The 25,619-nt window shown below is 70.5% G+C and carries 26 protein-coding genes and 2 pseudogenes; 11 read left to right on the top strand and 17 right to left on the bottom strand.

Going from position 1 to position 25,619, the window contains the following annotated elements; all coding sequences use genetic code 11:
- Nucleotides 1-16: 16 nt before the first annotated feature.
- Nucleotides 17-523, bottom strand: coding sequence for a hypothetical protein (locus AB0H75_RS22465; RefSeq protein WP_367799008.1), 507 nt, complete (start codon nt 521-523; stop codon nt 17-19).
- 134 nt (nt 524-657) lie between these two features.
- Between AB0H75_RS22465 and AB0H75_RS22460 the strand changes: the two genes are divergently transcribed.
- The gene (locus tag AB0H75_RS22460) at nt 658-1,032 is read left to right on the top strand and encodes a VOC family protein (protein WP_367799049.1); all 375 of its coding nucleotides are present in this window, start codon (nt 658-660) and stop codon (nt 1,030-1,032) included.
- Nucleotides 1,033-1,479: 447 nt separating this feature from the next.
- Here AB0H75_RS22460 and AB0H75_RS22455 read toward each other — a convergent pair.
- Together AB0H75_RS22455 and AB0H75_RS22450 are read right to left on the bottom strand one after the other, a co-directional pair.
- A pseudogene (locus AB0H75_RS22455) lies at nt 1,480-1,770 on the bottom strand (N-acetyltransferase family protein); the annotation flags it as partial.
- A gap of 178 nt (nt 1,771-1,948) precedes the next feature.
- Nucleotides 1,949-2,422, bottom strand: a complete 474-nt coding sequence (locus tag AB0H75_RS22450; protein ID WP_367799007.1) for a hypothetical protein — start codon at nt 2,420-2,422, stop codon at nt 1,949-1,951.
- Nucleotides 2,423-2,578: 156 nt separating this feature from the next.
- On the opposite strand from AB0H75_RS22450, the gene AB0H75_RS22445 reads away from it, so the two are divergent.
- On the top strand, nt 2,579-3,031 hold the full coding sequence (locus tag AB0H75_RS22445) for a DUF6623 family protein (protein ID WP_367799006.1): 453 nt from the start codon (nt 2,579-2,581) through the stop codon (nt 3,029-3,031).
- A 90-nt stretch (nt 3,032-3,121) separates the two neighbouring features.
- On the opposite strand, the gene AB0H75_RS22440 is transcribed toward AB0H75_RS22445, so the two are convergent.
- Nucleotides 3,122-3,454 carry a DUF4288 domain-containing protein gene (locus AB0H75_RS22440; protein WP_367799005.1) on the bottom strand — a complete coding sequence of 111 codons (333 nt, stop codon included), beginning with the start codon at nt 3,452-3,454 and terminating at the stop codon, nt 3,122-3,124.
- A gap of 107 nt (nt 3,455-3,561) precedes the next feature.
- Nucleotides 3,562-3,987, bottom strand: a complete 426-nt coding sequence (locus AB0H75_RS22435) for a hypothetical protein (protein WP_367799004.1) — start codon at nt 3,985-3,987, stop codon at nt 3,562-3,564.
- A gap of 85 nt (nt 3,988-4,072) precedes the next feature.
- On the opposite strand from AB0H75_RS22435, the gene AB0H75_RS22430 reads away from it, so the two are divergent.
- The gene (locus AB0H75_RS22430; protein WP_367799003.1) at nt 4,073-4,876 is read left to right on the top strand and encodes a helix-turn-helix domain-containing protein; all 804 of its coding nucleotides are present in this window, start codon (nt 4,073-4,075) and stop codon (nt 4,874-4,876) included.
- A 15-nt stretch (nt 4,877-4,891) separates the two neighbouring features.
- On the opposite strand, the gene AB0H75_RS22425 is transcribed toward AB0H75_RS22430, so the two are convergent.
- The 3 genes from AB0H75_RS22425 to AB0H75_RS22415 form a co-directional block, all read right to left on the bottom strand.
- Complete coding sequence (locus AB0H75_RS22425) at nt 4,892-6,535, bottom strand: AMP-binding protein (protein ID WP_367799002.1); 1,644 nt, start codon at nt 6,533-6,535, stop codon at nt 4,892-4,894.
- Nucleotides 6,536-7,255: 720 nt separating this feature from the next.
- Nucleotides 7,256-7,600 (bottom strand): VOC family protein, encoded by a 345-nt coding sequence (locus AB0H75_RS22420; protein WP_367799001.1) that lies wholly within the window; start codon nt 7,598-7,600, stop codon nt 7,256-7,258.
- A 162-nt stretch (nt 7,601-7,762) separates the two neighbouring features.
- Nucleotides 7,763-8,098, bottom strand: coding sequence for a winged helix-turn-helix transcriptional regulator (locus AB0H75_RS22415; protein WP_367799000.1), 336 nt, complete (start codon nt 8,096-8,098; stop codon nt 7,763-7,765).
- 92 nt (nt 8,099-8,190) lie between these two features.
- Here AB0H75_RS22415 and AB0H75_RS22410 point away from each other — a divergent pair, with 92 nt between their 5' ends.
- On the top strand, nt 8,191-9,717 hold the full coding sequence (locus tag AB0H75_RS22410) for an MFS transporter (protein ID WP_367798999.1): 1,527 nt from the start codon (nt 8,191-8,193) through the stop codon (nt 9,715-9,717).
- Nucleotides 9,718-9,771: 54 nt separating this feature from the next.
- Here AB0H75_RS22410 and AB0H75_RS22405 read toward each other — a convergent pair whose 3' ends face one another.
- On the bottom strand, nt 9,772-10,809 hold the full coding sequence (locus AB0H75_RS22405; RefSeq protein WP_367798998.1) for a nitrilase family protein: 1,038 nt from the start codon (nt 10,807-10,809) through the stop codon (nt 9,772-9,774).
- 94 nt (nt 10,810-10,903) lie between these two features.
- Here AB0H75_RS22405 and AB0H75_RS22400 point away from each other — a divergent pair, with 94 nt between their 5' ends.
- Complete coding sequence (locus AB0H75_RS22400) at nt 10,904-11,833, top strand: LysR substrate-binding domain-containing protein (RefSeq protein ID WP_367798997.1); 930 nt, start codon at nt 10,904-10,906, stop codon at nt 11,831-11,833.
- Nucleotides 11,834-12,024: 191 nt separating this feature from the next.
- Nucleotides 12,025-12,198 carry a hypothetical protein gene (locus tag AB0H75_RS22395; RefSeq protein ID WP_367798996.1) on the top strand — a complete coding sequence of 58 codons (174 nt, stop codon included), beginning with the start codon at nt 12,025-12,027 and terminating at the stop codon, nt 12,196-12,198.
- 21 nt (nt 12,199-12,219) lie between these two features.
- On the opposite strand, the gene AB0H75_RS22390 is transcribed toward AB0H75_RS22395, so the two are convergent.
- The 5 genes from AB0H75_RS22390 to AB0H75_RS22370 all read right to left on the bottom strand — a co-directional run bounded on the left by AB0H75_RS22390 (nt 12,220) and on the right by AB0H75_RS22370 (nt 15,272).
- Nucleotides 12,220-12,867, bottom strand: a complete 648-nt coding sequence (locus AB0H75_RS22390; RefSeq protein ID WP_367798995.1) for a recombinase family protein — start codon at nt 12,865-12,867, stop codon at nt 12,220-12,222.
- Nucleotides 12,868-13,097: 230 nt separating this feature from the next.
- Nucleotides 13,098-13,295 (bottom strand): hypothetical protein, encoded by a 198-nt coding sequence (locus tag AB0H75_RS22385; protein ID WP_367799047.1) that lies wholly within the window; start codon nt 13,293-13,295, stop codon nt 13,098-13,100.
- A 160-nt stretch (nt 13,296-13,455) separates the two neighbouring features.
- Entirely contained in the window at nt 13,456-14,031 is a 576-nt protein-coding gene (locus AB0H75_RS22380) for a dienelactone hydrolase family protein (protein WP_367798994.1), read from the bottom strand.
- A 40-nt stretch (nt 14,032-14,071) separates the two neighbouring features.
- Nucleotides 14,072-14,746, bottom strand: a complete 675-nt coding sequence (locus tag AB0H75_RS22375; RefSeq protein WP_367798993.1) for a DUF899 family protein — start codon at nt 14,744-14,746, stop codon at nt 14,072-14,074.
- Nucleotides 14,747-14,825: 79 nt separating this feature from the next.
- Nucleotides 14,826-15,272, bottom strand: coding sequence for an alpha/beta hydrolase (locus AB0H75_RS22370; RefSeq protein WP_367798992.1), 447 nt, complete (start codon nt 15,270-15,272; stop codon nt 14,826-14,828).
- Between the two features lie 109 nt (nt 15,273-15,381).
- On the opposite strand from AB0H75_RS22370, the gene AB0H75_RS22365 reads away from it, so the two are divergent.
- On the top strand, nt 15,382-16,596 hold the full coding sequence (locus AB0H75_RS22365) for an alpha/beta hydrolase fold domain-containing protein (RefSeq protein ID WP_367798991.1): 1,215 nt from the start codon (nt 15,382-15,384) through the stop codon (nt 16,594-16,596).
- Complete coding sequence (locus AB0H75_RS22360) at nt 16,593-16,793, top strand: helix-turn-helix domain-containing protein (RefSeq protein WP_367799045.1); 201 nt, start codon at nt 16,593-16,595, stop codon at nt 16,791-16,793. The genes AB0H75_RS22365 and AB0H75_RS22360 overlap by 4 nt, the downstream gene beginning before the upstream one ends.
- Before the next feature lie 168 nt (nt 16,794-16,961).
- Here the strand turns inward: AB0H75_RS22360 and AB0H75_RS22355 are convergent.
- Nucleotides 16,962-20,100: pseudogene (locus AB0H75_RS22355) on the bottom strand (Tn3 family transposase).
- A gap of 599 nt (nt 20,101-20,699) precedes the next feature.
- On the opposite strand from AB0H75_RS22355, the gene AB0H75_RS22350 reads away from it, so the two are divergent.
- On the top strand, nt 20,700-22,103 hold the full coding sequence (locus AB0H75_RS22350; RefSeq protein ID WP_367798990.1) for an MFS transporter: 1,404 nt from the start codon (nt 20,700-20,702) through the stop codon (nt 22,101-22,103).
- Between the two features lie 345 nt (nt 22,104-22,448).
- Nucleotides 22,449-22,976, top strand: a complete 528-nt coding sequence (locus tag AB0H75_RS22345; RefSeq protein ID WP_367798989.1) for a hypothetical protein — start codon at nt 22,449-22,451, stop codon at nt 22,974-22,976.
- Between the two features lie 72 nt (nt 22,977-23,048).
- On the opposite strand, the gene AB0H75_RS22340 is transcribed toward AB0H75_RS22345, so the two are convergent.
- Together AB0H75_RS22340 and AB0H75_RS22335 are read right to left on the bottom strand one after the other, a co-directional pair.
- On the bottom strand, nt 23,049-23,765 hold the full coding sequence (locus tag AB0H75_RS22340; protein WP_367798988.1) for a tyrosine-protein phosphatase: 717 nt from the start codon (nt 23,763-23,765) through the stop codon (nt 23,049-23,051).
- A 137-nt stretch (nt 23,766-23,902) separates the two neighbouring features.
- Entirely contained in the window at nt 23,903-24,784 is an 882-nt protein-coding gene (locus tag AB0H75_RS22335; protein WP_367798987.1) for an NAD(P)-dependent oxidoreductase, read from the bottom strand.
- Between the two features lie 438 nt (nt 24,785-25,222).
- Here AB0H75_RS22335 and AB0H75_RS22330 point away from each other — a divergent pair, with 438 nt between their 5' ends.
- Nucleotides 25,223-25,564 carry a hypothetical protein gene (locus AB0H75_RS22330; protein WP_367798986.1) on the top strand — a complete coding sequence of 114 codons (342 nt, stop codon included), beginning with the start codon at nt 25,223-25,225 and terminating at the stop codon, nt 25,562-25,564.
- Nucleotides 25,565-25,619 lie beyond the last annotated feature (55 nt).

The following is a 25,619-nucleotide window of genomic DNA, read 5'->3' as shown; positions in this document are numbered from 1 at the left end:
CGGGGGCCGGGGGGGGTCAGCTCACGCAGTCCTGGGTCTTGAGCCCGAGGCCGAGCTCCTCGACCTTGTTCCGCTGGTTGACCCCGAAGTAGTAGTACGCCTTGCGGTTGCCGGGCACGGTGACGTAGTAGCCGCTGATCTGCTTCTTGACGCCCGGGTAGGCATTCTTGACCTGATTGAGGGTGGCGCCGACGCCGATGCCTCTCGGGGTGCGCACGCCGGCCGGCGCGAAGATGACGGCCACGCCGCGCTTCTTGGAGATGTAGATCCCCACCGCGCCGTCGCCCATGGGGTGGGCCTTGTACTGCCAGCCGGAGCAGGTGCCGCGCAGCTTGAGAACGATCTTGCCGGTGGCCTTGGCCTGCTCGGCCGTCATGCCGAGCTTGACGCCGCCGTAGCCGTACGGGCCGAAGGAGCCCCGGCCGGAGCCGGTTTCCGAAGCCTGCGCGGTGGCGCCGGCAGAGCTGATGGTCACCAGCGTCAAGCTCGTGGCCGCCAGTGCCACCGTCGCCAGTCGTGCCATGCGCATTGCCATCGTCCCGTCCCTTGGGTGGTTGCCGATACCGCTTCCTTCGACGCCGCTCACCGGCGGAAAGTTCACCGCCGGGCGACGAGTTCGCCGCGGGGCCGGTCTAACCTTCGAGACGACTGAAGGGAGTGATCGCGGTGGACCTGCACAGCGTGGTGTGCGTGCGCGACCTGGCGGTGTCGCTGAAGTGGTTCGAGGTGTTCTTCGGGCGGCCCGCGGACGAGGTCATCGGCGAGGAGTACCTGTGGCGGGTCGGCGAGAACGCGTGGCTCGTCATCGACAGCCGGCCGGTGCGGGCCGCGCGGGTGGGCGGCACCATGATCACGTTCGGCGTGACCGACCTCGACGAGACCCTGGCCCGGCTGGCCGCGTACGGCATCGAGCACGAGCCCGTGGAAACCTACGGCAACGGCGTGCGCCACGTGGAGATCCTCGACCCGGACGGCAACAGCTTCTCGCTCGCGGAGGCTCCCGCCCAGCCGCCGCCGGCGGCGGAACGCTGAACGCCGGGCCGCGACAGCAGGTGGGCGCGGCCTCGGGCCGTGCCCGCGGTGCTCGGGCAGCACGCCGGTGCCGTAGTGCTGGGCGTCGCCCTTGCCGTCGCCGGGGACGACCAGCTCGGTGAAGCCGACGACGGAGCCGTCCTGCTCGGCGACGGCGGCGACGGTGTGGAGCCGTTCGCCCCGGTTCCCGATCGCCAGCGCCGCCTCCCGTACGCGGTCGGCGTCCCAGCTCACGGTGCCGTAGTCGGTGTCGTCCATGGGCATGTCGTCCATGGCGCGGCGGGAGGCGGCGAACGTCTCGGCCAGCTCGTCGGGGACGACCCCGTCCCACGTGAGCAGCCGGTAGCCGGGATGCGCGCTGCGTGCGATCTTCTCAAGGGCGTCGAGGTCGGCCTGGGCCAGCGGCAGCCGGGCGTAGGTCAGGGTCAGGACCTTGCGGAAGCCGCGTGCCGCGAGGAACGCCTCTCCCGGCGGGCCGGGCTCCACCTGGGCGATGAGGCTGCGCCGCCCCTCGTCGCGGGCCGCGGCCAGCGCGGCGTCCAGCAAGGCGGAGCCGACGCCGGCCCGCCGCTCGGCCGGGTGCACGTGGAGGTCGAGCTCAGCCAGGTGATCCTGTCCCGCCCGCTCGAACAGGCGCAGGAAGGCCGACCCGACGGGCACGCCGTCGGACCGGGTGGCCAGCCAGGCGAGGCGCCGGCTGGAGGGGGTGCGCTGGGGGTCGGCCAGAGGGGTGATCACAGGGGTGGTACGGGTCGACACGCTGTCTCCGGTTCGAGGGGTTGGCTCCGGTTCGAGGGGTTGGCTCGGATGCGGGAGGTCAGTTCCGATGCGGGAGTCCGGCTCAGGTGTTCGGGAGTCCGGTGCGGGTTCGAGGGGGCGGTGCGGGTTCGAGGGGGCGGTGCGGGCAGGGCGCGGGTCAGCGGGCCCGGATCTCCGTGACGGGGCCGTCCGGCAGCGCGACGTCCAGCTCCCGGCACCACGGCCGCGCCGGCGTCCAGCCCTCGGCCGGCGCGAAGGTCACCCGCAGCCGGCGGGCCGAACGAGGCACCCGGCCGCCCAGGTGGCGGGATCCGTGCGCGGCCGTCACGCCGTTCGGGTCGAAGGCGCCGGTGTTGGAGTCGTGGTAAGGGGTGCCCAGGTCGTCCTCGGCGGAGAGGGTCCAGAGCCAGAAGAACGGTCCTTTGGCGTCCATCTCGTCCTGCCGGATTCCCGGGACGAACTCGTAGTGCAGCATCCCCTCGCCCTCCGGCAGCTCCAGCCCGCGGGCGACCACGTGGTGGCCTTCCAGCAGCTCGCCGAGATCGATGTCGAAGACCAGGTCGAGGCGTCGCGTTCCGCCCATCCTGGCGAGGTAGGCGTCGGTGGCCGTGCGCGGCGGGATGCTGATCACGTCCCCCAGCATCGGGCACGACCGGGAAGCCGGCCAACCGATATATGGGCCGGCGCCGCCCCGCGGTGACAGGTGAGTAGGGGGTTACTCAGGACAGAGCGCCAGGTGTGGCCGAGCCTGAGGGGGCCAAGCTTCCCGTTCGCGAAAGAGATGGTCATGGCAGAGAAGCTGTACGCGTCCTGGGCGTCGGGGTACACGGCGTTCCCGGAGACGGCCGGTCTGCGGACGTTCCGCCAGGGTTTCGGCGTGACGTTCACGATCCCGGCCGGCCGGATCGAGTTCATCCACCTGCCGATCCCCACGCCGGTCATCGTGGGGAACGACCGCGCCACCCTGGACAAGGTACTGGTCCTGTTCCATGCCCGTCAGACCAGCGAGATCGTCGAGGTGCACGTCTTCGACGGGCCCCGCCGCATCTCCCGGTTCTCCGAGATGCGCCTTTCCGGCGATCACTCGCAAGGAGTCGACACCAGGAACGTCTTCACCGTGCGCCAGCCCGACATCGCGTTCGGGATCGGCGTCACCCTGCGCGTCAACAACACCTCGGCCTCCAGCGACAGCGAGCTCTTCATCAGCAGCTTCGGCGGGGACTTCTTCCACAACCTTTGAGACAGCGTCCGAAGCACCGTCCGAAGCACCGTCCGAAGCACCGTCCGAAGCACCGGCCGGAGCACCGTCCGGATCCCGTTCCGCGCCGGGTCACCGCTCCCCCTCCCAGGGCGCGTACAGCCGCCGGTACTGGTCGAGGTCGTCGAAGCTGCGCGAGTACAGGCTGACGCCCGGCTCCAGGTCGTCGCCCTGCGCCATCTGCAGGTCGGCCACTCCCAGGAACGACCAGCGCACGGTCTCGCCGAACTCGTTGGGGTAACAGGTCTGCCCGTCCAGGCCCACCCGCTCGGCGATCGTACGGGCCTCGTCCGAGGTCCGGGCCCTGATCGGCACGACGTCCTCGCTGAACCGGACGGGCGTGTAACCGCCCTCCACGGCGGTCGAGTACACGAGGACGGCGACGAAGAGGTACGTGTCGGGCACGCCACCAGCGTCACACGGGCGGATCACGCCCACAACGGCATTCCCGGCCGGGCCGGAGGGAGCGGGGCGGCGGCGGCGCGGGCTCAGCCGATCGGGGCGGCGCGGGCTCAGCCGATGAACTGGTGGTCGGTGCGGATGCGGCCGTCCTCGCCGAGGGCCAGCACGTCCAGGCCGCCGCCCACCGCCTCGCCGGTGCGCGTGGAGACCATCGACCACCGCACGCCGGTCACCCGCTCCAGCAGGGGGAACGTCCCGGCGACGGCGAAGACGTGCTCCCCCGGCGCGACGAACATCTCGTGGGCCCGCCGCACCCTGGCCTCCAGGGCGTCGTGGCCGCGTACCTCCAGCGGCGGCTCGGGGAACGCCAGGTTCGCGGCCGCCTCGCGGATCGCCTGCGGCGGATGGACCAGCACCTGCACACCGCCGGGCGCCCACAGCGCGCGGACGAGGGCCGCCCGCTCGGCCGGGTCGGGCTCGTTCCACAGGGCGACGTAACGGGCGGCCAGGGTCATGATCGGATCGGGATCGCTCATGGCGGCAGTGTGCGGGAGCCGGGCGCGGCCGCGCGATTCCCTGCGGGGAATCGCGCGGCGGCGGCCGTCCGGTATGAATGGGTCCATGACGGTGTCGGCGGAACCCAACCACTTCGCGCGGGAGCTGCGGCGGTGGCGCACACGTCGCCGGGTCAGCCAGCTCGACCTGGCGATCCGGGCCGACACGACGCAGCGGCACCTGAGCTTCCTCGAACAGGGGCGTTCGCGGCCGGGGCGGGCCATGGTGGTGCGGCTGGCCGAGTCGCTGGGGCTGTCGCTGCGGGAGCGCAACGCGTTCCTGCTCGCCGCCGGGTACGCGCCCGTCTACGCCGAGTCCGCGCTCGACGCCCCCGAGCTGGGCACGGTACGCGAGGCGCTGGAGCGCATCCTGGAGGGCCACCTCCCCTACCCGGCGGTCGTCGTGCGGCCGTACGGGGAGCTGGTGGCGGCCAACGCGGCGTTCGGGCTGCTGTGCGAAGGCGCCGCGCCCGAGCTGCTGGAGCCCCCGGTGAACGTGCTGCGCCTGGCGCTGCACCCCGGCGGGACGGCCGGCCGGGTGGTGAACCTGGCCGAGTGGGGCCGCCACATCACCGGCAGCCTGCGCGACCACTTCGACCGCAGCCCCGACCCGCGGCTGGCGGAGCTGATCGCCGAGCTGGACGGCTACCTGCCCGAGCCGGGCCCGCCCGCCGAGCACCTGGGCTTCGCCGTGCCGCTGCGCCTGCGCGTGCCGGAGGGCGAGCTGCGGCTGATCACCACGCTGACGTCGTTCGCGACCGCCGTGGACGTGACGCTGTCGGAGCTGCGCCTGGAGGCGTTCCTGCCCGCCGACGAGAGCACGGCGCGCGTCCTGCGCCGGCGGGCCTCCGCCCAGGACCGTACGGTCTAGGCGACCCGTCCCGCGTCAGGAGATGGCGCAACGCCGCCTGAGCTGGTCCTTGCGTACCTTGCCGAGGTCGTTGCGGGGCAGGGCCGGGGCGAGGAGCAGGCGGGTGGGCAGCTGCCAGCGGGACATGCCGCGTCCGGTCAGGTGGTCGCGCAGCTCCTCCAGGGACGGGGGCGGGTCGGCGGCGGGGACGACGACGGCGCAGGGCAGCTCGCCGTGCTCGGCGCTGGGGTAGCCCACCAGGGCCACGTCGGCGACCCCGGCGTGCTCGCGCAGGCCCTCCTCGACGTCGTGGACGGGGATCATGCTCGCGCCGGGGCCGGAGATCCGGTCGGCGGCGCGGCCGAGGTACTGCAGGCCGCCGCGGCCGTCGTCACGGACGAGGTCGCCGGTGTCGTACCAGCCGTCGTGCTCGCGGGGGATCCAGACCGGCCGGCCGGTGTCGCGCCGGAAGGTGCCCAGGCAGACGGAGGGGCTGCGCACGGCGAGCCGGCGGACGCCGGGCCCGGCGCCAGGCCCGTCCCGCAGCAGCACCTCGACGCCGCGGCGGGGCGTGCCGATGCTGCGGGCGGCCCACCCGGGCGGGTCGGCGGCGCTGGTGCCGAGGCCGCCGCCGGTCTCGGTCATCCCCCAGTTGTTGACCAGCGCGGCGCCCAGGTGCTCGCGGATCAGCAGCGCGTCCGCGAGCGTCAGCGGCGCGGCGAGGCTGTTCAGCCTCCGCAGCGCGGGGAGCGGTCGCGGGCGCAGCCGCTGCTCGGCGGCCAGCTCGCGCAGCAGGCGCGGGATGGCGATCATGGACGCGGCCCGGTGCTCGGCCAGCAGGTCGAGCCAGCGCCCCGGCTCGGGGCTGTCGCTGATCAGCACGCGGCGGCGGCGCAGGACGGTCTCCAGCACGATCTTCCTGAATCCCGCGGGGACGCCGATCACGCTGGCGACGGCGACCGGGTCGAGGACGGGTCCCTCGGCCCGGGAGATGGCCGCGTACATGGTGTTGAAGCTGTGCAGGACGCCGAGGGCGTCACCGGTCGTGCCCGAGGTGAAGGCCACCAGCGCCACCTCGTCGGCACGCAGGGGCGTCGGCGGCGGGAGCGCGCCGCGCGCGCCGCGCAGCCGGGCGTCGAAGTCGACGGCGGAGGTGGCCGCCGCGTCACCGAGGACCACGCGGTGGCGCAGCCCCGGCAGCCCGGCGGCCGCCTCGGCCAGGACGCCGGCGTGCTCGACGCCGTCCCAGCGGTCCACGGTGACGCATATGCCCGCCCCGCAGACCCGCAGCCTGCGGCGCAGCTCGTGCGCGCCCATGCCCAGCTTGAGCGGCAGCACGACCGCGCCGAGGTGGGCGCAGGCCAGCGCGAGCGCGACGGCCTCCCACCAGTTGGGCAGCTGGAAGGCGACCACCTGGCCGCGCCGCACGCCCAGCCCGTGCAGACCGGCGGCGAACCGGTCGGCCTGCTCGCCCAGCTCGCCGAACGTCAGCGTGCGCGTCCGCTCCCTCCGGTGCGCCGACGAGCTGATGAGCGCGACCTGGCCGGGGGCGACGGCGCGGGCACGGGCGAGATCGTCGACCACGGTCTCCTCGCGCCAGTAGCCGGCGGCGCGGTAGCGCGCCGCGGTGACCGGGTCGGGGCGGACGGCGGTGGCCAGCTCGCGCAGTTCGGCGTTCACGGTGCGGCACTTCCTCTCCTTCGTCGAGGGTCGAGAAAGTTCTGCTACCCTATGTAATGACTTAGTAACTCCTAGTTAAGAAGCACGGGGCGGCGCCTTCCTGCTCGCACCCGCCATGCGCTCGGCGTCCCCGACGACCTCGAAGCCCTTCGGAAGTCCTGGTACGTCGTTCGGCCAGGCCGGCCCTGCCCGCCCTCGCGGCCCACCCGGTAACCGCACAGGGCAGGCGCACCGCCGCACGCCATTTCCGTTCGCCGGCGGTCGTGGCGGGGCCGCGGGGAGCCTCCCCGTGAACCCGACGCATCCCGGTCTGTTATTCGGTGCCCTCGCCTCCCGTCTCCGCCTGGCGTGGCAGAACATCGAGCGCATCGACGTCGTGGAAACCCGGACCTCCAGCCCACGGACCATCACCAGAGCTGACAGGATCGAAGTCCGAAGAGGAACCAGGCAGTGCATCGGCCCGATCGGGCCCGGTTACCCGCCAACCCGGCAACGGGACTGCGAGAAATCAGCATGCGGGCCGGTGTCATGGACCCGATCTTTTTCAGGCCGGGCAGCGCCGCGTGACGCAACATGAGTGAGGTCGATGTCTGGTGCAGGTCCGGGCGGCCTTCCTGGGGGTGAGTCACCGGCTGTGCGAGGGCTCGGCGTTCGCGATCGATGGCATTACGACGCGCGCGGGAAACGGCGGGCCGGCCGGATGCGCGCCACCGACAGGGATCAGGCCACCTTCTGATGGATCTGGATCTCGTGGTTGTCCGGTCCGGTGACCTTGGCGTAAGTGCCCCACGGCTCCTCTACCGGGTCGGTGACCTCGGCGCCTCGCGACCGGAGCTCGGCCACCGTCGCGGCGATGTCGTCGCAGGCGTAGGTCAGGTACGCGCCTTCGCCCGGTTGCTTGTCGAACGTCGCCGCGTCGTGAATGGCTATCGCGGTCTGGCCGTTGGGCGGCGTCACCTCGATCCAGCGGACGCCCGGCATCATCTCGGCGTCCGTGGTCTTGACGAAACCGAACGTGTTGACGAAGAAATCGACGGTCTGCTGCTGGTCGCCGACGTACAGCATGGCGACACCGATGTGACTGATCACGAACCCTCAACTCCTTCGATCGGTACCCGCTCAGGCGCCCCGAGCATACGATCAGGCACCGACAGTTCCGGGAGGCCGTGCGGCGTCCGCACCGAAGTTCAGGAGTCCCGGCCCGGCGCAGGCGAGCGCGGGCCGCCGCTAGCGCGGATGGGCCTCGAGGTACGCCCTGCCCCACTCGTCGAGCAGGCCGACGATCCGTCGCAGGCTCTGGCCCGTAGGTGTGAGCGAGTACTCGACCCGGGGCGGCACCTCGCGATGAACCGTCCGCGTGACGACCCCGTCCTCCTCCAGTTCGCGGAGTTGCCGGGTGAGCATGCGGGGTGTGATGCCGGGCATCTCGCGCTTGAGTTCGCCGAACCGGTGCGTGCCCTGCAGCAGCTTGTACACGATCGCCAGCTTCCAGCGTCCGCCGAGAATCTCCATGGCGACCTCGACCAGGCAGTTGTCCGGCTTGTTGTGCAGATCGGTCCGCATCGCGCCCACCTCCAACGATATACAAATGCGCACTATGTACCAAAGAAGACAGTACTTGCCGAATATGTACCAGCTTGTCCAGGCTGGGCCGCGTGCATTCGAACGAGAGGCCGCGTCATCGGCCGCACGGCGCTGCGCGGTCCCGCAGATGGGCGGTTCTGGCGGTCATGTGCGCGAGCCTGTTCCTGGTCGGCATCGATCTGACGGTGCTGCATGTCGCCCTCCCCAGCATGGTCAGACAGTTGCGACCGGGCGCGGCCGCGGTGCTGTGGATCGTCGACGCCTACTCGCTCACGGTGGCCGCATTGCTGGTGACCTGCGGGACCCTGGGCGATCGGATCGGCCGCAGGCGCATGGTGCTGGCCGGGTACGCCGTGTTCGGGACGGCCTCGGCCGGCGCGGCGATGTCGGTGACGACCGCCCAGCTCATCGGGGCGAGGATGCTGCTCGGCGCGGGAGCCGCGATGATCATGGCCTCCACCGTCGCGATCATCAGAATGGTCTTCCCTGACGCCCGCGAGCGGGCGATCGCCCTCGGGACGTGGACGGCGGCGCACAGCGTGGGTGCCACGCTCGGCCCCGTCCTCGGGGGGATGCTGGTGGAGCGCTGGGGGTGGGGGTCGGTCTTCCTGGTCAACGTGCCCGTCGTGGCGGTCGTGCTGGCCGTCGGCGGGTGGCTGATCCCCGAATCGACGGTGTCCGCGTTCCGCCGCTGGAGCCCCTCGGACGCCGCGCTCTCCGTCGCCGCCCTCGGCCTCACGGTCTACGGCGTGAAGCATGTGGGGGATGGACTGTCCGCAGGATCGGCGATCGCGGCGTCGGCCGGAGTGGCGTTCCTGGTGATGTTCGTGCTGCGGCAGCGTCGTGCCTCCAGCCCGCTGCTGGACCTGTCGCTCTTCGCCGATCGCCGCTTCGCCGCCGCGACGGTGTGCGTGCTGGCGTGCTTCGGCTGCTACACGGCGCTGCTGTTCTTCCTGACCCAGTGGTTCCAGCTCGTTGACGGGCTCTCACCCCTGCGGGCGGGGTTGACGCTCACACCGCTGGCCGCCGCCACCGCGGTGGGCGCCGGTGCGGCACCGTGGCCGGCGGCGCGCTGGGGGCGGCGACCGACCGTGGTGGCGGCGTTGACCGCCTTCGCCGCGGCGCTGGCCGTCCTCCCGATGGTTCTGACCGGGCCCGCCGTTCCCGCTGTACTGCCCGCTGTACTGCCCGCTGTACTGATCATCGCGGGAGCGGCCGCCGGGATGGTGATGACGCTCGGCGCGGACCTGGTGATGTCCGCGGCGAGCGAGGAACGCGCGGGAGAGGCGGCCGCCCTGCAGGAGACGTCGTTCGAGCTGGGGGCGGGGCTCGGCGTCGCGGTGCTGGGCACGGTCCTGTCGGTGGTTTACCGGGCGGCGCTGCCCGGTCTGCCCTCGCCCGCGCGCGAGTCGCTGGGCTCCGCCGTCGAGCTCGCCGCCTCGCTCGATCCCGCGTCGGCGGGCGGCCTGCTCCGGGCGGCGCGGGAAGCGTTCGGCTCGGGCATGGGCGTGGCGCTGGCCCTCGCCGCGGGGCTGCTGTCGCTGACCGCCGTCATGGCGGCGGTGGTGCTGCGGGAGCCGTCCGGCACCTCCCGATAGGTCTCCGGCGACACCACCACCCGCCCCGCTCCAGGGCCTCCGGGGAGCCGCCGATCACAGCGTGGGTTCCTGGTGGCCGCCCGGAGTGCGCAGGAGCGGCACCGGGTCGGGGGCGAAGCGGGCCGCGCGGGGCTCGCGCTCGTCACCGAAGCGGCGGGTGAGGATGCCGTAAAGCTCCGGGCGTCGTCCCTGCAGCCATCGCCGGCCGCTCGACAGCGGCAGCAAGGAGAGGTCGAGGTCGGCGACCACCATGGCGTCGCCGGCCGTCCAGGTCTCGTCGAGGATGCGGCCGTAAGGATCGATGATCATCGCATTGCCCGTGCGGATCTCCCCGTCGTCCTCCCCGATACCGTTGCTGAACAACACGAACAACCCGTTGTCATGGGCCCGGGCCGGCAGCCACCGCATCAACCACTGGCGTCCGCTGAGGCCGCGCAGCTCGGCCTCGATCGCTTGCGGATCCTGGTGCCGGCGCCGCCAGAGTTCCACCGGGATCGGGCGCATCCCGTGCGGGCTGCGCGAGGCGGTGCCGCCGGTCTGGTGGGGAGCAACCAGCACCGAGGCGCCCATCAGCGCGGTGGCCCGTACGTTCTCGACCAGGTTGTTGTCCCAGCAGATGAGAATCCCCGCGCGAACCCCCCAGGGGGTGTCGAAGACGGTGTAGGCGTCACCGCTGCTGATCGCCGGGTGCTCGAAGGCGTGCAGCTTGCGGTGACGATGGACGCGCCCGTCCGGGAGGCAGACGGCATAGCTGTTGTACAGCCGCCGGTCAGCGTCGTGCTCAAGGAAGCCCACCCCCACGGCGATGCCTCGTTCGACCGCCAGCTCGCGGACGGCGGTGATCGACGGGCCGTCGACCGGCTCGGCGAGCTCCTGCAACCGCTCGGGGGTATGGCGGCGCAGGTGCCAGTAACCCAGGAGGCACATCTCCGGGAAGGCGATGATCTGCACGCCGTCCGCGGCCGCCGCCCGCACGTAGGTCTCGATCCGGGCCAGGTTGTAGGTCTTGTCGTCGGGCCGATGCTCGAACTGCACGGTGGCGCACCGCAACGTCTTCATGGGCGTCTCGACCGCTTCATCGCCGTGTGCCATGGGAACCTCCGCATCCGAGTGTGGTCCATCAGCAGACCGCATGCGGCTTCCATTCGTCCAATGAACCTTTTTGCGGGATCCATAGAATCCAGGAATGGATCTGGGTCTGCTCCGCGCCTTCCTCATGGTCGCTGACCATGGCCACTACGGTCGCGCCGCTCAAGCGCTGAACATCACGCAGCCGACGCTCACGAAACAGATCCAGGCTCTGGAGGCGCAGGCGGGAGGCCGGCTGTTCGACCGCGGGCGTCACGGCGCCGTGCTGACCGATCTGGGCGGTGTGCTGCTTCCCGACGCGCAGGCACTCCTGCGGCAGGCGGATGCGCTCTCCCGGCGGATGACCCGGATCGCCGGCGGGGAGATCGGGAGGCTGTCGGTCGGGTTCGGGCTGTCGAGCATCGATCTGGCTCCCCGCCTGGTCGCCGCCTTCCGGCGGCGGCGCCCGCACGCGCACATCACCTTGGACGACATGTCCTCACAGGCGCAGCTCGACCGGCTCAAGGAAGGCCGCCTCGATGTCGGTTTCGTACGGCTGCCCGTCGACCGTGGATGGGGACGACTGTCTGTGGGGAGCGACCGCCTCGCCCTCGCTCATGCCCATCACCGGGACACGCCTCCGCACGACGTCACGCAGCTGCCCCAGTGGGTGGCCCGCCACGAATTCCTCCAGCTGGTGCACGAAAGAGGGCCCGGACTCGCCGGGCAGATCAACCGCCTCTGCACCGCCATCTCGGTCCGTCCCACCGTCATCCAGCAGGCGCACGACCTGCAGACCGTTCTCGCGCTCGTCGCGGCGGGGGCCGGCGCCGCGTTTGTCCCGGCCAGCGCTCACCGCATCGCGCCGTCACCGGTCACGATCGCACCGATCCGGCATCCGGCAGCCGCCTGGCGGATGGCCGTGGTGTGGAACCGCGAGCGGCTCCACCCCTTGACGGCCGGCTTCCTCGCGCTCGTCCGCGAGCATCGTGAGCAAGGGGAGCAGGGCGAGAAGGACGAGAAGGACGAGCAGGGCGACGGTTCCTGAATCCGGTCCTGAATCCGGCGGGCGACCGCGGCACCGACAACCATCCGGCGGCGGCGTCTCCTGGTCGGTCCCGCGGTACGGCGTCCGGAGCGGCCGTACCGCCCGCCGACCTCACCGAGATCGACACCGCCACCGCGCGGCTGCACTGGACCGACAGGCCGTACGTCCGGCACGTCAACGACGGACCGGAGGTGTGCGTCGTCCTCGACGGCGCGGTGGACATGCACTACCGGCGCGACGGCGAGGAACACGTCGCGCGGCTCACACCCGGCCGGGTCTGCTGCGTCGAGCCCGGCGACGAGCACGTGGCCCACCCCGCGCCCGAGGCCCGCGTCCTGGTCATCGAGCGCGAGGACAGCGTCTGAGCACCTGGTCGTCCGCGCTCGTCAGCCGCGCTGAACGTGCCTTGAGCCATTGGGCGTTGTCGGGCCGGAGCGTCGGCTGCGAACCTGTCGGGGCAGCGATCGGGCAACCCTGCCCACCCATCGACGCGGTGGGCGATCGGGGTTGAGGAATCTGCAGACAGCCGTTGGCGGTACCCACGAGTAACTTAGCGGTGGGCATCGGCAGGGTCGTCCCCGCGCTTCGGCGGTCAGCTCGTTCTGCAGGTCGCGCTGGAACTGTCCCACCGCGGTGATCACGTTGATGATCAGGGCTGTCGTCGCGTCGTTGGCCGCGAGGTCGTGGAAGTTCGATAGCGGGCCCGAAAGCACGCGCAGGGCGACGCCGCGGGCCTGGCACCAGTCGCGTACGGCGTGAATATCGATCAGGTCGCGGCACAGCCGGAACAGTTCCGAGACCGTCAGGGTGTCGCCGGGGTGGGCGGCGGCGGCGACCTTGGCGAAGGAGGGCCGCTCCAGCGCGGGGATCTTGGAGGTGGTCGCCGGGTCCTCGAACAGCAGCACTCCTTCGGCGGGGCGGAATCCCTCGGCGACGCCTTCGGTCCGGATGAGGAGGCCGCCTTCTGTGAGGATGTGCCGCTGGCGTAGCAGCGACTGGGCGGCGGTGGACACACGTGAGTAGACGATCCGCACCGAACGCTCCTCGAGGAAGGGGGCGGAACCTCTTCTACTTGTCGGGAAATCCTGTCGTCAATCCGAGGCCGTAATCAGGCGTTCGGATTGGCGTTTCATCGCCTGCTGTCCGGTTTTCCGGGCTGTTCGGGGTTGGGTCGGCGAGGGTGTCGGGAAATCTTCTAATCCCGACACCCTCGTGGCCCTGTTCACGAGAATCGGATCTGGCATCGCCGAGGCCAGGCGCGCGATCACTCGCGATCGGTGGCCCAGGTCCGGAATCCATCCAGTCCGAAGGTCAGCAGCCGCTCTCCCTGGGGTGGGGAGCTCTGCTCGCCTGCCCATGCCGCCGCGTTGATCAGCGCGTACAGGTCCGGGGCGGTGACATCCGGCCGTACTTCACCGGCCGTTCGCGCCCGGGCCAGCAACTCCTCTCCGGCGAGCGTCAGCAGCCTTGGTCATGTGGTGATTCGTCCCACGGTGTTCGTTACTCGCAGGCACCGCCAACGACTCCTGCCAGTCCCGAACACCTACTTTGGGGCTGGGGCCAGCTTCGGGAGCGAAACACCGGATCAGATGTTCCAGCTGAGCGGCCGGGCAGCACGGTTGTCACGGTCCGATGCGCCGGAGGAAGTCCAGCACGCGCCGCCAGGTGAGTGTTGCGGCGTGCTCGTCGTGATCCGCGAGGTCGGGATCGGTGAAGTAGTGGCCGACCTTCGGATAGCTGAAGACTTCGAGATCGGCACCCGCTCGGGTCGCGCCGTCCTGCCAGGAAGCGACCGTTGCACGTGGCGCGAAGGGATCCGCGTCCGAGATGTGCAGCTGGATCGGTAGCCCGGCACGGGCGGTGGTGCGGATCTCGGCCACGCCGTGCAGGAGCAGCACACCGGCGGTATCGGGCCGGGACGGGAGCAGGGTGTGCACTACCCCGCCCCCCATCGAGATGCCGGCGAGCACGGTGTCGGCGGGCAGGCTCCGCACCGCCTCGCGAGCGCGTTGTTCGATGGTCGGCCAGCCGATCTGCTCGTCCTTCAGCACGAAGCCTTCTTCGATGGTCGATGCGGTTCGACCATCGAAGAGATCGGGCGTGACGACGTCGTGGCCGGAGGCCCGGAGCCGCTCGGCGGCACGTCGCTCAGCGGGCCGCAAGCCCAGCATCGAGTGGAACAGCACGATCTGTGCCATGAGGGATCCTTCTCAGTTCGCCCGATCGGAATCGGAGAGATCAGTACTGGTCGTTGAGCCGTTCCCAGCTGTGGGTCGGCACCTGCGGCCAGCCGGCCGGCGAGTCCTCCCAGTCCTCGCCCCGTCCGTAGGGGGTGAGGTCGGCCAACGCGCGGAAGGTGGAGGCGTACTCGACGCCGCGGCCAGTGGTGAAGTAGGTCTGGAAGATGTCCGCGCCACGGCAGAGGAAAACGCTGAGCCCGAACTTCGCGTTGCGTGCGGTAACGAAGTCGTGGTGGAAGGTCGTGCCGTGGCTGGAGTACCAGGGGAAGGTCCACCCGAGCCGGGTCTTGACGGCCTCGATCTCGGGCACGCGGGCGGCCGACACCATGACGAAGGTGGTGTCGCGGGCGCGCAGGTGCGCCAGGTTGCCCAGCCCGTCGCTGAACAGCGAGCAGCCGAGGCAGATGTGGTCGTCGTCCGTGGAGAGCATGTTGTGGTAGACGATCAGTTGCCGGCGACCGTCGAACAGCTCGCCGAAGGTGACAGTGCCGCGCGGGTCGCTGAACATGTAGGCGGAGCTCACCTGGGTCATGGGGAGCCGGCGGCGGGTGGCGTTGAGCCGGTCCTGGGCATGGGTCAGGGCCTTCTCCTCGGCCAGTAGTGCTGCTCGGGCGCTCTCCCAGGTCGATCGATCCACGATCGGGGGCGCGGCCAGCTGGGTGGTGTCGGACATGGGTGTCTCCTTCGGTATCAGGGCTCGGCCGCGCGCGGAACACGGCGGCCGGCCGAGGTCAGAACATTGATGATCTTGCTCATTGGGCTTCCCACCGCAGGTGGGTGCGATCGCGCAGGTCGTCGACCGAGAGGTGGAACACGGGTGGCCAGCCCCGTTCGCGCGCACGGGACGCGACGGCGGCCGCGAGTCGGGCGCCGCTGCCGTCGCCGGCCACCAGCAGGCGATCGGGATCGGCGCCCAGCTCGCGGGCGTGATCGGCCGCCCATTCGGTGGCGAAGGTTGCGTCGCTGCATCCGTCCGGCCACAGCGGTCGGCGGTATGAGGCGGACAGGACGACGACACCGGCACAGGCGCAAAGGTCACGGCAGAGCGGGTCGGCCCGTTCGATGCCCTCAGCTGGCAGGAACACCAGCATCGGCGCGGTCATGGCCGTCAACGGCCAGTAGGTGCGCGCCTGCTGTGGGCCGGCCGGACCACGCAGCCGGGTCTCGGCGACGAGCCGTACCGCACATCGATCGGGCATACGATGAGACTGGCAGTGCGGCGGCCGGCAAGGGAAAGGCCGATCGCACATGGCAGCGTTGCCGACCGCGCATCACCACGGTGCGCGTGGCGGGCCGATAATTACCACTATGGCCGCGGACGACCGAGAACGGAACGAGCGAGCGCAGCCCGGGCAGGTGCTGCCGCTCCCGTCTGCGCCGGACGCGATCGAGCTGCGGCACCTGCGGGCTTTCGTGGCGGTCGCCGAGGAACTCAACTTCGGGCGTGCCGCAGCGCGGCTGTTCCTCTCCCAGCCGGCGTTGAGCCGGCAGATCCGCACGTTGGAGCGGTTGATCGGCAGCGACCTGCTGCGCCGGTCGACGCACCGGGTGGAGCTCACACTGGCCGGCGACGCGCTGCTGGACCGGGCACGCCGGTTGCTGACCGACCTCGACGACGCGATCGTGTCGACCCGCTCCGTGGGCGGCGAACTGGCCGAACGGATCGCCCGGGCCTGGCGGCCGGTCCACGACCTGACGAACGGCGGTGCCGAGATCCACCACATCCGGGCCGCGATGGAGGAGTTCCACGCGGACCTGACACCGCCGGAGGGCACGGTCGTGCGACCGGTCAACGCCGGCGGAGTGCCTGCCCTCGCGGTGTCCGATGCGGCGGGTCGATCGCTCGCTGTGCTGCACCTGCACGGGGGCGCGTACGTGGGGGGCTCGGCCTTCGGATTCCGCCCGTTGGCCGGGGCACTCGCGGTCGCCGCCGGTGTCGGCGTGCTGGTGCCCGACTACCGGCTCGCGCCCGAGCACCCCTTCCCGGCCGCCGTCGACGACGCCGTGCACGCCTACGAGTGGCTACTGGACACGGGCATCCCGCCGGACCGGATCACTGTCTCCGGTGACTCCGCCGGCGGCGGCCTGGCGCTCTCGCTGCTGATGACCCTGAAGGAGCAGCAGGCACCGCTGCCCGCGCAGGTCCTGCTGCTCTGCCCATGGGTCGACCTGACCTGCAACCTGCAGCCGGCGCACGAGCCCCAGCCGTTCCTCGATCCGCAGCAGCAACGATCCTTCGCCGCGGCCTACCTGGGCGACCACCAACCCGACGACCCCCGCGTGAGCCCGCTGACCGCGAACCTCTCCGGCCTACCGCCGATGCTCGTGCAGAGCGCCACCGGCGACCCGCTGGCCGCAGATGCACATCGGCTGGTCGAGCGGGCGTGCTCGTTCGGCGTCGATACGCGGCTCGAGATCTACCCGGCGGCCACCCACGTGTTCCAGTACTTCTGGTCGTTCCTGCCTGAGGCCGCCGATGCGCTGGACCACGCGGGCGCGTTCATCTCCCGGTTGTCCGACTGAGTGGCCGGGCACGGCCGCGCGTCATCGGCACCGCCGAACTGGCCACACTGCGCCGCCTGGTCGACGACGGCGCCTCGGTCACCGAAGCCGCCCGCACCCTCAAAATCGGCCGCTCAACCGCCTACGCAGCACTCGCGCCGCTGACCAGCAACTACCCCACCCGCATCCCGTACTTCTACCCGGCCGCGCCCCCTTAGCAAGATCGTTCTCATCTGATAACGGCTGTCCGCCGGTTCCTCGCCCCCGGATGCATTCCCCACGTACGCAGGGACATGAGGGAGAAAGGACCTGCCGCGCTGGACACCGGCCTGATCTGGGACGGAGAAGGAGATCCAGACGCGCGACACACCCGCCCTACTCCCCGCCTACACGCTCTCCCCGGCTCCTCCGCCTTCGCCGTCGGGCAGATCGGGGATCTCGCCGAGCTGGCGCAGCCCGTCAGCGGGTGCGGAGGAGGAGATGGCGTAACGGCCCAGGACGTTGAGGTGGGCATGACCAAGCGGAGACAGCCGGGCAGCGTCCTCGTCAGTGACCGGGACGCCTTGCGCGCAGGTGGTCGACCGCGGCCGACAGGTAGGTGGAGTTCCACAGCGCGACCGCGTTGACGACCAGTCCCAATGCGGCTAGTTGATCTTCTTGTCCTTCCCGATATGCCTTGCGGATCTGCCCGTTTGCGCCGTGGCAGATCTTGCGGGCGAGCCGGTGCCGCGACTCCTGCACGGTGAGCTGCTTGTTCAGCCGGCGCCGGTAGGTGTCGTCGATCGGGTCCAGGATGGACAGCAGGTGCAGAGTCTTGTCGATGCGACCGTACTCGGCGAACGCCTGCCCCAGCGGCGTCGGCCGCCCGCCGCGGGCGAACATGCGCAGCAGGTCGTAGGCACGCACTTGGTTGGTCACCAGCGACCCAGCGACCCGGGTCATATCCGCCCACTGCGTAGCGATCTTCTGTCGGTTGATCTTGTTGCGGGCGATCGCCTCCAGTGGCCCGTAGCTCGACGTGCTCCCATCGGGCAGGTCTGCGCGCCAGAACCGCTGGTCGCCCAGATCGGCGAAGCGCGGCGCGAACCGGTAGCCGAGCATGGAGAAGATCCCGAACACCGTGTCCGAATCGGAGGCCTGATCGGTGGTGACCACCTCGGGCTGCGGCCCAGCGTCGATGTTGATCAAGGTGTCGAGGATGTACAGCGAGTCGCGCGGCGTGCCCGGCACCACCACCTGCCCGATCCCCATCACTTGATCATTGACCGCGTTGAGGAGCGTCAGGCCGCGCTTGTATCCGAAGTACTTCGGCGAGGGGGCGGCGTTGATCGTCTGGACCGGGATGACGAACCGCAGCCCGTCGACCGAGGCCAGCAGCCCGCCACCCCACAACGAAACGATCGGCACCCGGCGCTGGGCCTCGATGAGGATCGCGTTCGCGGCGGCGTGGGTCTCGGCCCGCACGTAATTCTGGTCGACGTGCGAGAGCCGGCCACGGGTCAGCGCCTCGTCGCCGTCTTTGATCACCGGGACCAGGCCGATGTTGCAGGCCTCGGCGACCAGCAGCGCCACCAGCGATCTCGGCAGGTCGGGCATGCGCGTGGAGATGTCGGCCAGGTGCACGTAGGCGTCCAGAAAGCCGGTCCAGGAGTGCACTTCCAGCAGCAGCTCGGGCAGGTCGATGCGCGGCAGCATCGCCTGGCAGGCGGCGCGCAGCCACTTCAGTGACGGCGACTCGCCGAGCGCGCCGAGCTTTTCCACCGACAGCCGGACGTGCCCGTCAGCCGGGGTGACCACCCGCACCAGAGCGTCGTCACCGGCCTCCTCCAGACGGCCGGCCATCTGCTTCCACGCCGCGTCCAGCGCCAGCAGCTTGACGTCCAGATGCGCCTCAACCGGGTCGGTCAACGACAGCGAGGCGAGCACGTCCTCACTGATCGCCTCCCACGCCGCCCCGTCCAGCAGATGGGCGCGGGTCGGCCCAGCGCAGCGACGGCGCGGCGAACACATCTCGGACCTGCAACGCCCGAAACAGGGCTTCCAGGACGCACACCACATAGGCGTCACGATCCACCGCCCCCTCCGGCAGGTCGGGGTTGGCGAACACCGGCCGCCTCCACGCCGCCGTCACCAGCGAGGCGTCGATCTCCCCGGCCGCCAGGGGTTTGCGGGAGACGTGCCGGCGCGCCAACTCCGGCAGGCGCCGTACTGCGGCCAGCACCTTGCGGCCACCCGCCGCCGCCCTCAGCGCCTTCGACTCACCCAACAGCTTGGGAAAGGGGCGGACGGTGTTGTACTTGTCCACCAGTGCGGCGCGCAGCGCCGCCTCCGCCGCTCCGTCGTCGGCCGGGACGAGCTCGTCGACCTGCTCCAGCGCGGCTAGCACCTGCTCCTTGCTCGCACCGGCCTCCATGGTGACCGCCATCCACAACGCCGCCACATCCAGATCCGCGTTCACCTCGGCGACCAGGTCCAACTGCTCCACCAGCACCCGTCCCGCCCGCGACAGCAGCTTGGATGCCTTCTCCAGCTTCGGCAGCATCGCGAGCCGCTCGCCCGTCGACTTGCGCCGTGCCGGCGAGATCAACCGGGTGGCGATCAGCAGCGCGAACAGATCCAGCGCGTCGTCGATCGCCTCCGCCTCCAGCGACCGGGTCACCGCCAGCATCGTGGCCGTCTTACGCGGCTCCGATAGCCGGGCCAGCAGCGGAGCCTTGGTGCCGGCCCCATACTTGGCCAGCGTCTTCATCCGCCGCACCGGCACCTTGTCCACCCGCACCCGCCCCAGTCGGAATCGAGCGATGTCTTCCACCCGTCGCAACGCCCGCGCCATCTCCGTGCCCGACTGCCGCTTAGGCGCCTGCCGTAGCCGCTCCAGCTCCGAGATCCGCGACCCGTCGGGCACCACCAGCAACCCCGACAACGCTCGCGGCAACCCCCGCTCGGCCCGCTCCACCTGCCGCGCCACCGTCGCATACAGACGCTCATCAGCTCGCTCGCGCACCGAGCCGACCAGCCGCTCCAGCACCGTCACCCCCGGCAGCAGCACCCGATGCCGACGCAGCCACGCCACCGACCGATCGAACAACACCGTCGGCCCCTCCGCATGCGTCCACGCCCGCCCGTGCAGGAACGTCAAGAACCGCTTCGACAACACCCGGCCTTCCCACGACTCCCGATCGTCGAAGCCGTGGTAACCGTAGGATCCCGGATCATCCACGCGTGCTCATACGTCGTCTTCGGCCGCTCGCCGTACCGCTTCACCTGCGACGGGTCCCCGATGCCCAACTGTTCGGCCAGGTAGTCCACCACCGGCCACGGCACAGCGAGGGGATCCTGGAGGAACAAGCCCTTGTATCGGACCGTCCCGATCTGGACCGCGACACCCAGACGATGCGAATCCGATCGCGACCGCGCGATCACTTCCCGGTCGAATGCGTCCAGGAAGAAGAACTTCTCCATGTCCGACAGCGACGGCAGCTCCTTGAACGTCCCGTACGCCGTCCTGCGCTCATCAGACAAAATTCTGCAGCCATCACCGACGACCGTAGGCACACCACCTAGCGCCCGGTAACGACCGGAAAGACCCCACGCATCGAGATCTTGAACGGAAATGATCAACATCAAAGCGACCTGCTGAAGCAACCAGCTAAGTTACTCGTGGGTATCGCCAACGGCTGTCCGCAGGTTCCTCGACCCCGGCGATCGCCGGCACGCCCTGTCCCCTTACTGCTCGGAAGGAGTCCCCGCATGCCCCGGCGTGAACACACCGCTCAGGTGCCGGGCGTCGTGGTCGCCGGGACCTGGACCAGTGTCAAGGACCTGCCCGCACAGGCCGCGAGCGGCAGGGCCGTCCAGACTCCAGGCTCCAGACTCCAGGCTCCAGACTCCAGGCGACAACGGGAAGGGAGTGCCGGAGGCGCCTGCCACCTGGCCGAAGTCGGCCATCACCACGACCGCGGCCAGGTCCGCGGCGAGAGCGGCCACTCGTTGGCGGCCGTGAAGCGCGTGACGGTGGTGCCGTACGGGCGGGCGGCCTCCAAAAGGTGCAGATCCGGCCTGCCGGCTGTCGTCCCTGACCTCCCGTCGCGGGTGCGAGCTGTCAAGAACGTCTCAGGAGTGTCATGAAATCCCGCTTCACATCCTCTTCCGCCTCCGGCATCGCGGCCGTCGCGCCGGAGGCGGCCCGCAGTGGATCCCCTGTGGTGCTCGGTGCCGCCCTGCTGGGCTTCTTCCTCATCTCGCTGGACGCGTTGATCGTCACTGTCGCGCTGCCCGACATCGGCCGCGGCCTGGGCGGCGGCATGTCCGGTCTGCAGTGGATGGTGGACGGATACACGCTGGTGTTCGCCGCCCTGATGCTCTGCGCGGGCGCTCTGTCCGACCGTGTCGGGGCCCGGCGTGCCTATGGTGGCGGGCTGGTGCTGTTCGCGCTGGCCTCGGCCGCGTGCGGGCTGTCGCCGGGGCTCGGCGTGCTGGTGGCCGCCCGGCTGGTGCAGGGGGCCGCGGCGGCGGTGATGATGCCGGCGTCGCTGGCCCTGGTCCGGCAGGGCTTCCCCGACCAGGTGAGCCGGGGCCGGGCGATCGCCGTCTGGACGATGGGCGGCGCGGCCGCGGTGGCGGCCGGGCCGGTGCTCGGCGGGGCGCTGACCGCGTCCGTCGGGTGGCGGTGGATCTTCTTCGTCAACCTCCCAGCGAGCCTGCTGGCGCTGATCCTGCTCATCCGCGTGCCGGCCTCCCCCCGGCTGCCGGCGCGGATCGACGTGGCCGGGCAGGTGACGGCGGTGCTCGCGATGGGCGCGCTGACGTACGGCGTGATCGAGGGTGGCGAGCAGGGGTTCGGCCGGCCACTGGTGGTGGCGTCGCTGGCGGTCGCGGTGGTCGCGGCGGCCGCCTTCCTGGCCGTGCAGGTCCGCAGCGCGCATCCGATGCTCCCGCTGCCGCTGTTCGGCTCGCGCGTGGTGGTGGTGTCGCTGGCGGTGGGCTTCATGCTCAACGTCGCCTATTACGGCGGGGTGTTCGTCTTCAGCCTGTACCTGCAGCAGGAGCGCGGGCAGTCGGCGTTGCAGGCGGGTCTGATGTTCCTCCCGATGACGGCGCTGGTCGCCGTGGCGAACCTGGCCTCGGCGCGGCTGGCCGGGCGGTTCGGACCGCGCGTGCCGATGGTGGCGGGACAGCTGGCCGGGGCGGCCGGGCTGGCGGCGCTGGTCGGGGTCGGCGCGCACACCGGCGTGTGGGTGGTCGCGGCGCTCATGGTGCCGGTCAGCCTCGGCGGGGCGCTGACGGTGCTGGCGCTGACCGCGATGCTGCTCGACGCGGTTCCCGCCGACCGGGCCGGCACCGCGTCCGCCGTGCTCAACACCGGCCGCCAGGCCGGCGGCGCGATCGCGGTGGCGGTCTTCGGCGCCCTGCTGGCGGGGGCGGGCACGTTCCTGGCCGGCATGCGGTGGAGCATGCTGATCGCGGCGGCCGGGCTCGTCCTGACGGCGGGCGCGACGCTGACGCTGCCACGGGACGGGCGGATGTGAGGCTTGCCGCGAGCCCTGGGAGCTCGCCCATCGTCGCCGCGTACTCGACGGGCGGCGCATCATCGAACGGGCCATGATCGAACGGGCCATGATCGAACGGGACATGGCGGGCACCCGATCGACGTCCTTCTCCCGCAGCGCCGCGATGGCGGGATCGGTTAGGGGGGTCGTGGTTCCTCTGGTGGTGTTCCGGTAATCCTGGCGGAAGGGCGAGACCTTGGTTACCTGCCGATGGGAAATGCTGATCCCTTGGACGCTGGGCGGCGGGCACGGGCCGGTTCACGATACGTGAACGTGCGATCGCAACCGGTTCGCGGGAAATGCCGGTAAGGGAGGGGTCCGCCCATGTCGCTGCGACGATCCACACCCGTCGTGTTCCTCGTCCTGGCCGTGCTGGCCACGGTCGTGGTGAACCTCGTCGCCACCACCGGTGCGTACGCGCTGCCCCGGCAGATCTGCACGCTCCAGGAGGACATCACCTACAGCCCGCCGCTGACGAACACCCCGCAGACGGTGACGTACACGGTCCACGGCCAGCTCACCGCCTGCACGGACAGCTCCGCGCCCGGCGGGCACTACGACGAGTCGGGTACGGCGACGGGCGCGTCCTGCACCGCCCTGCTCGCCTCGGGCAACGGGACGCGGACCTTCGCGTGGGCGTCCGGCGACCACAGCGAGTTCCAGTACAGCCGGATGGTGAACCGGGTCGCCGGCTACATTCAGGTGATCGCCACCGGCACGATCGGCGGCGGGAGGTACCAGGGCGAGCCGGCCACGTCCGAGGGCATCGGGCTGCAGCCCGACCCGCTCGGCTGCGCGACCGTCGGCGTCTCGCATCTCACGGCGCTGGGCACCGTCACGATCGGCCTGTGAAGGACCGATGTCGATCGTGGACGGGCCGGACCGCGGGACCGCGACGTTGTGTGGAGCGTTTTGGCCGGGCGGTCAGCCGCCGGGCCGCTCTCCCGCCGGTTCCCTCACCGGTTCTCCCGCCGGTTCGGTCAGGCGGGCCCGCAGCAGGGCCGCGGCGGTGTCGTCGAGGCCGAGGTAGGGGACGGCGCCGCCGTGCCGTTCCCGAAGGTAGGCCAGCGTCTCCAGCATGGTCGCCTCGGTGATCTGGCCGAACAGCCGGCGCGCCCGGTCGCCGGAGCCCGGGGGCAGGCAGGCGGCGGTGACGGCGTAGTCGCGGGCGATCTCCTCGTCGGGGACGCCGGCCAGGCTCAGAGCCAGGGCGACGACGAGGCCGGTACGGTCGCGCCCGGCGTGGCAGTGCACCAGCACCCCGCCGGGCGGGGCGAGCGCGATGGCGGTGAGGACGCCGGTCATCCGGTCGGCGCCCCGGTCGAGGATGGCCCGGTAGATGGCCGGCAGCGTCTCGGCCATCGCCTCCAGGACGGTGTCCTCCTCGCGCAGGACCGGCAGGTTGCGGTAGACGGGATGGCCGGCGAGAGGGCTCGGGTCGGCCGCGCACTCGCCGGCCAGGCGCAGGTCGATGACGAGGCGCACGCCGGCGCGCAGCACCGCGTCCACGCTCGCCGGCCTCGGCCGGTCGGAGCGGATGAGGGCGCCCCGCCTGATCCGGCCGCCGTGGACGGTCGGCAGGCCGCCCAGGTCCCGGGTGTTGACACACCCCGGCCACCGTAACGCGGTCACGGTCTGCATGGGCGCCTCCAGGGCGAGTTACGAAGGTTTCCTTCATTAGTAGCACGCCCGGGCGGGGCGATCAATAAGCCCATCCCCGCCCTGGACCGGGTCCGGGTGGGCGCCTCGATTCCTCCTTGGCGATCTTTACCGAGGCGCTAAAGACCTTGGTCAGCAGCGATCGTGGCAGTCAGGCCCTCGCTTTCACGACGCTGTGCGATGAGTGTCTCTATTCTGGCTGCCACCGTCGGCAGTCCGCCGTCGCCGAGCGTTTGGCCGTCCCGCAGCCGGGCGAGGTGGCGGATGACCGTGAGGTGCTCGGCGAGGGTGGCGGGCCCTGCCGGGTAGGTGGTCTCCAGCAGTTCGGCGGTCGTGCCAGGGGCTCCGGTGACCACGTGTCCGAGTTGCTTGACCGCGGTGTCGGTGAACTCGACGAGGTCGATGCCCGCCGCCCGCACGGTGTCGAGGGCTCTCAGCAGGCCGAGTTGGGCGTCGTACCAGAGGCCGAAGAGAGTGAGATCCCAGATGGCGGCCGCTTGTGGTGCCTCTCCCACATAGCGCGGCGTGCTCAGCAGGCCCAGGAGCGCGCGGTGTCGCTGAAACGCCGATGGTGAGCCGCTGTACAGGATGGTCGCCTCGTCGGTGCCGATCATCTCCGGCGAGGTCTGGATGCCCGCATCGAGATAGGACGCCCCCAGGGCGGCCACCCGCTGGGCGGCACGTTCCGCGTCGTCGGGGGTTCCGGTGCACATCGCGATGATCGTTCGTCCGGACAGGTCGCCGTCCAGTGCGGCGAGGCACTGCTGCACGGCGACGTAGTCGGTCAGGGTGAGAAGGGCCAGCGTGGCGGAGGAGACCGCTTCTCCCACCGACCCGGCCGGCCGTGCCCCGGCGGCGGCCAACGGGTCGAGGCGACTTGATGTGCGGTTCCACACCACCACGTCGTGGCCGTGGGCGAGCAGGCGACGTGTTACCGCACTGCCGATGGCACCCGCGCCGATCACAGCAATCTGATGGTCAGAGGTCTTGTGTTCCGTCATGTCGATGATCTTGCAATATCAACCTTACTTGAGGTCAAGGCGTGATTTGTAATCGTTTGCCCGTTTTAGCCAAGATCGAATGCGTTCCTACAAGATCCAGGAGAGTCGAGTGCTTGCCCGATGAGCACTCGTCGGGTTTGCCTCGTTCCCAGGGGCCGCCGACCGGGAGGCGATCGAGTCCGAGCGAAGAGATCACGACCGGCTTGGTTCTGCCGTCCAGATCGGTGTGGCCCGGTTCCTCCTGCGACCGACCTCACCGGCCAGAAACGCCTCCCATCGATGCTCCGTTGAACGGGATGGCGACCTCGGGGTGATGGGAACATGGGCAAGGCGGCACCGGATTCGCCGCCCGCATCTCACCGCGAGATCGAGGAGCCCGCTACGTCTTGTTACCATCCATTCGTCACTTGAAGTCATCGATCCAGTACAAGAAGTGACATGAGTAACGGGTTTCCGACCGCGAGGTTCTTCCGCATCCTCAACGAGGGCACCGGGCTGTGCCTGGCCGCTGCGCACGGTGGCATCACTCGCGGCGCCCTGCGTGATCGCGGGGGCCCCGCGGGCAGCCACTACACCATCACCAACGACCAGGTCCTGGACCTCACCGTCAAGAAGAACGAGAGAAACCAGTTCTGGTGGTTCTCCGGCCTGGAGAGCTCCTGGGGTTATCCGGAGCTGAAGCTGCACAACGTCAACAAGGACATCGCTCTACAACGGCGGCGGCAACTACCGGGTCGCCGTGGCCCAACGCGGTGCCTCATACCAGCTGTGGCGCTTTGAAGAAGTAGAGCTACCAGGCGAAGCCGTCCCCGTCAGGAGAAGGGGAATCCACGAC

Origin of the sequence: Nonomuraea sp. NPDC050783 (assembly GCF_040802095.1) — a bacterium.
Taxonomy (GTDB): Bacteria; Actinomycetota; Actinomycetes; order Streptosporangiales; family Streptosporangiaceae; genus Nonomuraea.
The sequence above is the reverse complement of the archived record's forward strand: the minus strand, read 5'-3'. Positions and strand labels throughout refer to the sequence as shown.